The sequence below is a fragment of the Blautia sp. An81 genome (genome assembly GCF_002161285.1).
Taxonomy (GTDB): Bacteria; Bacillota; Clostridia; order Lachnospirales; family Lachnospiraceae; genus Blautia; species Blautia ornithocaccae.
In genome coordinates this window covers 45,195-55,467 of record NZ_NFHH01000025.1, presented here as the reverse complement: position 1 = coordinate 55,467, position 10,273 = coordinate 45,195, and the positions used below count along the sequence as shown (strand labels likewise).

Sequence of the window (10,273 nt, the reverse complement as noted above, 5' to 3'; positions counted from 1 at the left end):
CAGAGCGCGCTTCTCTCTCTTTATTTGTTTGACTATACATCAAGTAACTATTATTTAAGTAATTAGGGGATACTTTTCTATCCCTCACAGGGACAGGTTTCTTTCCCTCATAAGTATCATTTTCTTTCCCTTTGAGGGACACTTTTCTTTCCTTCACAGGGAAACTTTTCTTTCCCTCTGCCGGAATTCTGACATACAGCAGATTCGGTTTTGAAAATCCCTGCTTTTTTCTTACCAGAAGTCCGGCTTCTTCCAGTTCATTCAATGCCTTTTTTACAGTCATGGGACTCTTTCTAAGATCGTCAGCCAGATAAGCAATGGGATAAACCACAAAAATGTGGCCTTCCTCATCCTTCCACCCTGTCTTCCTAGAAAGACTCGCCCGATCCAGCAATAGAGCATACAGGACCTTGGCTGTCTGAGTCAGATCCATCCCCAGCAGAAACCGTGGGTAAGGAAGATATACCGGAATCTGGGTCTGATCCGTCATGTATGCCATCTGATCTTTATTCTTAACATCCATCCTTTTGTTTCTGTCTGATCTTCCGCCGACGGCTTCGCTTGGATTCATAGCAGGGGCAACAGACAATCACCGTCCGGAAACTCTGCTTGCAGTCTCCAACACATTTCCGGCAGGTGTCATTGTGGGCAATGCGCCTTCTTTCATTGAGAAAAAAAGCCAATTCCTGTTTTCTTTTCTTGCTCATTCTCGGCACAGACATTCCTCCTTCCTGCCATCCTGTCAGTACCTGATACAGGACAGCGAAATATGGTCACGTTTCGGTATCATTTTTTGCATTTTTTGCCCTTTACGACAGGCTTTTTTGACCTCAAATATATTTGCCTGGGGTTTCTCCTGTCTAGCAGTCAAAAATGCAGTTTGGTCGTGTTTCGGTATCATTTTAGAACAATTTGTCTGGACTACTTTACCTGCGACGATAATCCCGTTCAAAATCCCCTGCCATCTTCAACACTTCTTCCCTGAGTGCAAACAATTCCGCAATGCAGTGACGGATTTCATCTTCCATAGCCAGCGAACGCTCCCCGCCCGTATTGAAGTACCGTGCGATCTGATTCAGGTTCACACCGATCTTTCCATATGCCCCCACCAGACTTCTCAGTTCTTCCATATCGGCGACCACTTCTACCCGATGCACAATCTCCTTTTCCACCAGCAATTTCCGCAGGCATTCGGATCTGGACACCCCCAGAATCTCCGCCTTCCTGTCCAGAAGTTCCAGCTCAATATCCGAAAGCCGGACTCCGACAAAATGCGGATGGTTCAGTTCTTGTTCCATTCTCTTTTTTCTCATGACTTCATCTCCTTTTTTCTTTCAGTTACTTCAGTAACACCACAAAGGGGAGAACCGGCAGTCCTGCCGGAATCTTCCTTTTGTGCTGCGTCCCACTTTCCAGTGGACGCCAATATCTGCCAGATCGGCAGATCATCGAGGGTATGGGGAATCGAAATCCCAGGCAAGAGCCCTACACAGGAAAACACGATAGTGTATTACGGGGTGGATCTTGCTCTGGAAAAATCCCCATCAAGAGCTCAACCTGTAAGTTAGAGGACTGCCAGGAATGGCATAACCGCTTAACACGGGTGGATCTTGCTCTATAATATCTACCCCCTCACTTAACGTAACCGGGAGCGGCTATTATACAGGGTCAAAAAGAAATAAATTTTATTCTTATCAACTAGATCCACTCTTATCTTTTTTATTCTTTAAAGATCCCCTCACTTAACCCAATTGTCAGAGGCAGAAATACAAGGAGATTCGAAAAATCTTTTAATTTTCTGCTTCAAAAAATATTTCCCCTCACTTATAGAAAGGAAATTCGAGGATTATACAGTGTTTGGAGATAGGATATTTAAAAAAGGCAAAAAAAACGCACCCAGTTTCAAACTGAATGCGTATCGGCCATATTCGACTTATGATTGAAAATACATTTTATTATATTGCATCTTCTCCGTATTTTTCCCGGATTCTTTGACATAGATCTTCCCAGCCAGCATCTAATTCTTCCGGGGAAGATTCTGGTATATCTATATCTGCATATTTCTCGTTTACTTCATCTTCTATTTTCTGGGCGTAAACAGACAGAAAGTCCGGATACTCAAGTAACATCCTATAAAACAAATCATCAGCAGCCGTTCCCAGTTCCATGCAACAATCCAGGATAGAATCATAAATCTCTTGTGTCATGGGAATTTGACAATCTATCGCTGCTAATTGTTCATCTGTGAATTCAAATATCTCAATAAAAAATTTACATAGTCTCTTATTTATTTTTTCCCCTTCATGCATAATAGGATCCTCCCGTTCACATATCTATTATATAGTATTGTGAATATCTCCACAATACTGTTTTCCAACGGTAGCCCCTATAATTGAATTATCTTTAAACGGAAAGGGGTGTTCAATATGATAGATTTTAGTCCACTATGGGAAACCATGGAACAAAAAGGGATCACTCAGTACCAGCTTTTAAAAAGCGGTATCGATAATAAAACCTTGGATTCTCTGAAAAAGAATAAGAACATTACACTGAACACCCTGGAGAAACTTTCAAGAATTTTGGAATGTGATGATTTGAATAAAATCGTGAGATTTCATAATTAAATTAACAGCTACTAAATAATATATTCAAAATCCTTTTCTATATTCTCCATTCAATAATTCGCTAACTTAATGGATTTTTCTTGTTCATTTTACCAATTGCCTATGAATAAACATCACGACATTATTGCAAAAAACTTTTCTTTCTCTTTTTAGGATCTATCCATTCCCTATTTTTACTCAAAACTTTCTCAAGGTATTCAATTTCAATATTGTACCCATCTCATTTTTCTGCACTCCTCATTAAATTTGCTTCATATTTTATCGGTTTAGCAATTAATTTGCTTAAATTCTTTAATGAGAATATACATGCCTGGGGCAATTCAGGAAAATTTTGTTCTGATAATAATTCATAATACTTAAACGGTGCAAACCAAAAAATAAAATCCGCACTCACCCGTTTTATAACTTCTACAAAAGCCTGATCAGCAAACCAATAATGTGGGTACCCTTTAATCACATGCTGATTTATAAGAGATTCAGATTCAATATAGCCACTCGACTCATCAAAAACCAAAAATATCGTCTTGTATCCCGGATGGTTTTTACGATACAAACCAATGCTTTCATTGTGTTGCATAACTACACGTCTAAAGTTGTTTAAGTAAAAACTATAATTATGATCTTCATTTGTAGGTAAATCAGTTATAGCATTCACCATTATAGATTTTACATTTGGAAAAACATCAAGTATTCCACTCTGTTTAATTTCTTTTTGTATTCTACTTTCCCGCATATTTGTAGGATTAATAATCTTACCGTCTTTATTTACAAATGCGTGATCATCTATCCTCATCACATCCATCATAAATCCTAATCTATCATTATAAAAATCAGGTGGCGGATCAGACTTTCCAGAAGAATTAATCCAATCTTTCCATTTGTCACTATTATATATTGACTGAAAAACTTCCGCTTCTTCGTCACTGGATGTTGCAAGTAAAACTGATTCTGTTTCTAAATTTTGTACTTTCTCTATTATTTTTAACTCATCATCAAAATAATTCATAATACTGGTCTCCTATACTCCAGTTCTTTCGAAAACTCTACTGACTTGTCAATCGCTGCCTACTTCTCTATCTCAATTTCCTAAACTTCCTCTTTCACAGTAACTTAAATAAACAAAGAATACACAGAACTTTGGGATTATACCAGTAATCCTTACAATTCCTTTTTTATCTTTTCAATTAATCCCACATCTGCTGGCAACCACTCTACACTGTACAACTTCTCTTTTGTCAGCCATTTAGCTGCTTCATGCTCTTTCAACTCCAATCCACCTTTCACAATATCACACCAAAAGCAGTCCATAGACAGATGAAAGTTCGGATAGTCGTATTCGATTGTATCAATCAGTTCTCCCACATTGATATCGGTATCCAACTCTTCTTTGATTTCTCTGGCAAGGGCCTGTTCAGGTGATTCTCCAGCCTCAATCTTTCCTCCAGGGAATTCCCATCCATCCTTGAATTCTCCATATCCTCTTTGGGTGGCAAAAATTTTATCATCTTTTCTAATTACCGCTGCTACTACACGTACAGTCTTCATCACATTTCTCCATTCTGTTTCTTTTAGTTATTCTTACGTTTTCTACCATCAATCACTCACAATATAATCATAGATATCACTTCTTACCGGCACGTCTAATCGATAGTCTATCTCAAAGGCATTGTCCTTTGTTTTTTCCATGTAAATCTGTCTCGGAGTTCCCTCTGCAAAGATTTCCCCCAGAAAATAGAACTCTTTTGCTTCATTATCATCCTTATTTTTTCTGACAAACAGAAAAATCCGATTATTTTTATCCTCTTCAGACTGCTTGTAAATATGAACAGCATCGCTGGATGTAATTTTTCTTGGATGTTTGGAAAGTGCAATTAAATGACTTTCCGATACAAAACGATCTTCATAAGCAATTGCATCTTCTGTTTTGTAGTAATTAATAAATACAGGAAGCGTCTTCGTATCACTATCATAATAATAGCCTCCAATATTCTGAGCATTTAAGTTTTTGTTCCAGTTAAGCAAACGACATACATCTTCATATGTATATTTTTGATATAATGTGAAATTGGTATCTCTATAAATTTGTCCATACTTTTCCTTCCACTGTTCTATACCAAAATCCAACAATTCCAAGATCATCTGCCTAAAGTTTTTATTCAAGAGTGCCTTCTGAAATTTTGAGGAAAGAGAATAGCTTCCATCTGTATTTTTTTCTACAAGATCACAGTCCGAATATTTACGCCGCTCTTCTTCTTTCGGAAATTCATTTTTCAGATTGCGGATCACCGATCTCTCTACCTGTTCATTCATGCCAACATGATATTTTTCCTGCAGGAGCTTCCGATATTGCAAAAGACGATTTTCCCTACTGATCAGCATTCTCAGCATTTCCAGCTCATGAATTCTTTTGTAAGCTATCAGTTTCTTTGAAAAATATTCTATTATAATTTCTTCCTGATTCGTCAGATGCACCTGATATTCTGTTTCATATTTTTTCAAAAAGTTATGATAAGATCCGCACTTTTCAAAAATTTTTGTCACGTCTACAGATCCGAATTTTTTAAAATCCCCTATTGTTGGAATCCTTCCCAACTTATATTTCAAAGTTTTATAAGATTCTCTAAGCAGCTTCATATCATTGGTTCTTGCTGTATCAATAGACGCATAGATTCTCTTTTTTGATATTTCATCAAAGTGAATAGTAGAACTTCCCGGAATAACTCTGGCTCCTTCTCTGATGTAACGGCGCATTGCGTCTTTGTTATAGCTTCTGTCCCCAGACAAAGCGATAGGAATCATAAAGTTGTTCATATAATTCCCAATGAAATCAAGAATCACTACATATTCTTTTCCTTCATATTTTCTGAGTCCTCGGCCTAACTGCTGTATAAACACTACCGGAGATTGAGTCGGTCTTAGCATAATAACCTGATTGATTTCCGGGATATCGACACCTTCATTAAAAATGTCTACGGTAAAAATGTAATCCAGCTGATCCTCACCATCTTCATCATTTGTCAGTCTGGCAATCACACTTTCACGTCGTTCCTGAGTATCTTCTCCAGTCAGAACCTCCGTTCTCAATCCACGCTCATTAAACTTTTTCGACAATTCTTTTGCCTCATCTTTTCGGCTGCAGAAAATCAGCCCTTTTACTCGGTCTCCGCTAAATCCATAATAATTTGCCTTGTCAATCACATAATCGACTCGGGCATCAGAAATCAGATTCGAAAAGTTCTTTACGCCCGCATTATCATCAAATACTTCTCCATTTATTTCCAAATCTGTAATTCCAAAATAATGGAAAGGGCATAGTAAATCTTCCTCAAGAGCCTGCTGAAGACGTATTTCATAGGCAATATGATGATCAAAAATCGAATAGATATCATACTGATTGGTATCCGGACTAGCAGTCATTCCCAGCCAGAACTTTGGCTTGAAATACTGCATAATCTTCTGGTAGCTCTCTGCACCCACATGATGACATTCGTCCAGAATAATAACATCAAAGTCCTCTGGACTATAATGAGACCTAATTTCTTCTTTCGACATCATCTGCATAGTGGCAAATAAAAATTCTGCCCCCAACTCTCTGCTATTTCCTGATAAAAGTCCGTAAGTTCTTGATGATCCAAAAACTCTTTTGTAACTTTTCAATGTCTGCTTGGCAATCTGCTCTCTGTGAACAATAAACAGAGCCCTTCTTGTCCCCATCTCCCGCAGCATAAATGCGGAAGCCAGGGATTTTCCTGTCCCTGTACTACTTAAAAGAAGGGCTTTATCTATGTTCTGTGCTCTCATTTCCATTACATTTTTCACAAAAGCGACCTGCATCTTATTGGGCTTTAACCGATAATTTTCAAGCTCTACGACCTGCTCTGATACCGCCTGCTGCTTCTGCTTACGAATCATTTTTTCATTCAGATACTCTTGACGGTAAGCATCAATAAAATCTTCAAATGCTAAGGAATGCTCATCCCGCCATAACTCATCGAATTCCTGTAAAACTGACTGCGTCAACTCACCCTGTTCTGTAGAGACAATTTTGGTATTCCACTCTTTGTTCTTTGTAATGGCACTGAGTGTCATATTGGAACTTCCGATAATAATCCGATAAATTTCTTCTTCACGAAAAATATATCCCTTTGTATGAAATCCGCCGGTTTCTGCACCAGTAACAAACATTTTCAATTCGATGTTTTTTAATCCTGCCAGCTTTTCCAGGGCCTCTGGTTCACTGAACATAAGATAATTTGTCGTCAGGATTTTCCCCGGAATATTTCTTTGTTCCAGATCTTTTAAAGTCTGAAGAAGTGGCGTAATTCCGCTCTTGGTAATAAAAGCGACACTGATAAAAAATTCTTCACATCTTTGTAATTCTTCTTCAATTGAAACAAGAACTTTTTTCCCAAGCTTATAATTATTTGAAATAAATTCCGGTCGATATGCCAGATTAGAATTTATAGTATGATCCAGATATGCTGTCTGGATTGCTGTCTGCAATGTTGTTATTTTATCATTATGTAACTGCATTACCAGTAACCTCCTCGAGGTTTTATAGTTGTATATATTGTATCACAATTTACCTTTTCTCACTAATGATATAAATTCTGCTCTTGCATAGCTTGTTTTATCTCATTAATCAGTGTTTGTTCCAATGGAATATAATGCAACTCTATATCAAATTGCCTGATTGCCTCTGCCACAAATGAATTTCCACTCAACTGAGTGTATTCCTCAATATCGCAAACGACAATCATTTTTCTATATTGTTCTCCATTATGACACTTCTCAAAAAGAAGCATTTTTAAAATATCGCCTTCTATTTTATGTAATTGCGCAGACTTTAATTTCCCAAGATGGGTATGAATCTCACCTATTATATGTTTTTCCTCTGAATAAAAATCGGGACAAATCCATATACTATTCTCCTTTGAAATCAGTATTCTTACATTACTCTGTAAATCATTACATTTTAACTTGCTTTTTAAATTTTCAAATATTATTTCTTCCGCTTCTCTTTGAACTTTTGAATCTGACAAGTACCTTTTCTCCATAAATCCCTCACTATACCTCTGTGTCACATCTTCAACAACAGATTTACTAAAATAATGATTTCGCCCATTCTTCAGAAATACGATTTTCTTTTAAGACAAGTTCCTGCCAGATCCCGGCATAATAAATACCTTCATCAATACCCTTCTCAGAATTCTTTCGATTGCTTTCGATGTTATCAGTATCATATGCTTTGCAATATTTCCAGGTCGCTTTTGATTTTCCAGGCATCGTCAGCACACGTTTTTTATCATACAGAAATGTACCTGCACCCGGCATTTCGGGAGCAAAGGAAAGTTGTTTGCTTGCTGTAAAAATCACATTATTCTTCTCTTCATAAATACGTTTATCACAGGCATGTGGATGCCAAAACAATTTCTTTTGCTCGTCAGGATCAGTGATAATGCCCCCAACCTGTAAATATCCCCATACGACCTGCAGCGGCATTCCCAGATAAGTATCCTCTGTTTTATCCGTTCTTCGAACATATTCATACTTTCCATGATTCTGCTTTATATGACGAAAATTGCCAAAGAAAAGAAATAGATCTCCTTCAGAAATATGTTGATTCTTTAGATAAGTTGCAGCTTGATTAATCTGTCCAAAAGCCGGTGTCCACTCACGAATTGATTCCCGCCTTCTGTCTTTCACCAGATCGGGATCCAAATGGCAATGCTCTACTCCCCGATACCCAAGCGCATTCAAAATTGTTTTCATACATATTCCATCACAAAACAATTCGTCATACCGAATGTTGTCCTTCTCCATATCTTTACTTGGGATAGGGAATGAAACCATTGTCCCATCTTCAAAAATAGGACTCATGATACCGCCATTAGCGCTATCAAATCCTTTACGACTTAAAACTACTTTCATTGCTCTCACCGCTTATCATTAAGAGTTATTTCTTCTCAATCTTAAAACCACATTCAGCCACCGAAATCCCCGTCTCCCGCTTACATCTTCGGTATACCACAGCTGCTCCAGCTGCAATTGTTTATTTACCGTCAGGATTTTCTCTACCAGCTGTTCAGTAAACTCAAGAAAAAAACGTCCGTCCTCCACTTCTCCTGTGGAAATTCCACTTTTCCCGGAAACATATACAATTCCATTGTCATTCAGATACATGTCAATCTTCTTAAAAAAGCAAAGTATTTCTTCTTCCTGCAGATGAATCAATGACGCACACGCCCAGATCCCATCGTACCGTTCCGTCGTCTGATAACTCTGGATATCCGAACATACAATTTCTCCAGAAAACACTTTCCGGATTTCTCTGCCTAGATTCTTCGACGGTTCCAATGCAGTCACCTGATATCCTTGTTTCTGGAAATAACATGCATCACGTCCGCTCCCGCTTCCCACATCCAGAATCTTTGCTCCTTTTTTTAACAGAGGCAGAACGCTTTGATACTGTTCTGACATATCAGCGTAAATTGTTTCTGCCGCGTAGTGTTCTGCATTGCTTTCGTAGTAATTACACATCATCTTATGTCCTCAAGCTCCAACTGGAAAATCCCATACTTTTTGCCGACTGATAGACCGGAAACATAACCTCCTCCAAACGCCCAGAAAACTCCCTTTCCGACAGACCACTCTGATAAAGTTTATGCCTGATCTCCTGATTGTTCAGATGCTCCTTCGCACATTTGTCAAAGGCTTTATGTACTTCCGGATATTCCCACATCAATTCATAGGACAGATATTCCATTTTACATAATAATGGGAAATACATATTCCAGTCCGGAAGGCTATTGCTTTTACTGCTGTTGATACTCCGGGTTGTAGGCGTCAGATTCCACAATTCATCATGTGCCACATACGACCAGGGTACAAAATGATCAATGGAAATATTCTTTTCATTGAGTGGATTTTCCCCATAGATTTCGCAGACAGGTTTTATGGAAACAAGCATTTTCCAATACTTTTTCACCTTTTCCAGGTTCCGCTCTTTCGGTGGATAAAGCTTGTCCACGATTCCCGGGACGCTGGGGTTCCTTCTCTGAAGATACTGGATCAGATTTAATTCCACCCATCCCTGTATAATTTCATAATTACGGTCAATATAATCCACCCATTCTTCCTGTATCTGGATTTGAGTGTTCAGGCCACTGAATTGCAAAAAATAATACATCAGCCTTTGTTCCTGATTAATTCTTTCCGCAAGATTTTCCCCGGATCTGTTCCATTCTTTTCCTTTCATAGATTCCATAAAAGGCGCCTGTAAACGATACGGAACATTGTAAGATAACGTCCGTTTCATGGCTAAAACTTCTTTATCTTTACATGTCTTCACATACTCCAGAACAACGTCTTTCTTCTCACAGGATTTCATATTACTGATCTCACCCAGCCGGTGGACCACCCGTTCCAGTGCATCATTAGGGCCAAGATTCAACCGGTACTCCAAAACCATATACCAGGCATCTGCTATCATTTCATCAATCAACGTTTCAAATGTAATTGTTTTCTGTCCTTCTTTTATTTTCCGTGCAATCGCCTGAAACCAAAATAATTTGTAACACTCGCTTTTGTTATCAAACAATCTGGAAAAATGGGCAATATCCAATATATCAGAATGTGGCAGCTGCATG

The 10,273-nt window shown here is 38.2% G+C and carries 12 protein-coding genes; 1 reads left to right on the top strand and 11 read right to left on the bottom strand.

From position 1 onward, the window contains the following. From B5G33_RS16990 to B5G33_RS16975, 4 genes are all read right to left on the bottom strand, one after another. Positions 1 to 523 (bottom strand): replication initiator protein A (locus B5G33_RS16990; RefSeq protein ID WP_087418479.1); only part of this gene is annotated, 523 nt, incomplete at its 3' end. Then, complete coding sequence (locus B5G33_RS16985; protein WP_442856617.1) at positions 513 to 707, bottom strand: hypothetical protein; 195 nt, start codon at positions 705 to 707, stop codon at positions 513 to 515. The genes B5G33_RS16985 and B5G33_RS16990, both read right to left, overlap by 11 nt. Positions 708 to 926: 219 nt before the next feature. Continuing rightward, a complete protein-coding gene (locus tag B5G33_RS16980) occupies positions 927 to 1,313 on the bottom strand; it encodes a plasmid mobilization protein (RefSeq protein WP_087418477.1) in 387 nt (128 codons plus the stop codon). A 642-nt stretch (positions 1,314 to 1,955) separates the two neighbouring features. Next, positions 1,956 to 2,309, bottom strand: a complete 354-nt coding sequence (locus tag B5G33_RS16975) for a hypothetical protein (protein ID WP_087418476.1) — start codon at positions 2,307 to 2,309, stop codon at positions 1,956 to 1,958. A gap of 117 nt (positions 2,310 to 2,426) precedes the next feature. On the opposite strand from B5G33_RS16975, the gene B5G33_RS16970 reads away from it, so the two are divergent. After that, positions 2,427 to 2,624 (top strand): helix-turn-helix domain-containing protein, encoded by a 198-nt coding sequence (locus B5G33_RS16970; RefSeq protein ID WP_087418475.1) that lies wholly within the window; start codon positions 2,427 to 2,429, stop codon positions 2,622 to 2,624. A gap of 220 nt (positions 2,625 to 2,844) precedes the next feature. Here B5G33_RS16970 and B5G33_RS16965 read toward each other — a convergent pair whose 3' ends face one another. From B5G33_RS16965 to B5G33_RS16935, 7 genes are all read right to left on the bottom strand, one after another. Beyond that, positions 2,845 to 3,630 (bottom strand): hypothetical protein, encoded by a 786-nt coding sequence (locus B5G33_RS16965; RefSeq protein WP_087418474.1) that lies wholly within the window; start codon positions 3,628 to 3,630, stop codon positions 2,845 to 2,847. A gap of 152 nt (positions 3,631 to 3,782) precedes the next feature. After that, positions 3,783 to 4,169, bottom strand: coding sequence for a (deoxy)nucleoside triphosphate pyrophosphohydrolase (locus B5G33_RS16960; protein ID WP_087418473.1), 387 nt, complete (start codon positions 4,167 to 4,169; stop codon positions 3,783 to 3,785). Positions 4,170 to 4,217: 48 nt separating this feature from the next. After that, a complete protein-coding gene (locus B5G33_RS16955; RefSeq protein ID WP_087418472.1) occupies positions 4,218 to 7,157 on the bottom strand; it encodes a DUF3427 domain-containing protein in 2,940 nt (979 codons plus the stop codon). Positions 7,158 to 7,219: 62 nt separating this feature from the next. Continuing rightward, positions 7,220 to 7,666 (bottom strand): hypothetical protein, encoded by a 447-nt coding sequence (locus B5G33_RS16950; protein WP_143276550.1) that lies wholly within the window; start codon positions 7,664 to 7,666, stop codon positions 7,220 to 7,222. A gap of 61 nt (positions 7,667 to 7,727) precedes the next feature. Further along, positions 7,728 to 8,555: a hypothetical protein gene (locus tag B5G33_RS16945; protein ID WP_087418470.1), complete on the bottom strand. Its 828-nt coding sequence runs from the start codon at positions 8,553 to 8,555 to the stop codon at positions 7,728 to 7,730. A gap of 18 nt (positions 8,556 to 8,573) precedes the next feature. After that, positions 8,574 to 9,164: a class I SAM-dependent methyltransferase gene (locus B5G33_RS16940; RefSeq protein ID WP_275532835.1), complete on the bottom strand. Its 591-nt coding sequence runs from the start codon at positions 9,162 to 9,164 to the stop codon at positions 8,574 to 8,576. A gap of 4 nt (positions 9,165 to 9,168) precedes the next feature. Further along, the gene (locus tag B5G33_RS16935; protein WP_242974744.1) at positions 9,169 to 10,272 is read right to left on the bottom strand and encodes an HNH endonuclease domain-containing protein; all 1,104 of its coding nucleotides are present in this window, start codon (positions 10,270 to 10,272) and stop codon (positions 9,169 to 9,171) included. Position 10,273: the final 1 nt, after the last annotated feature.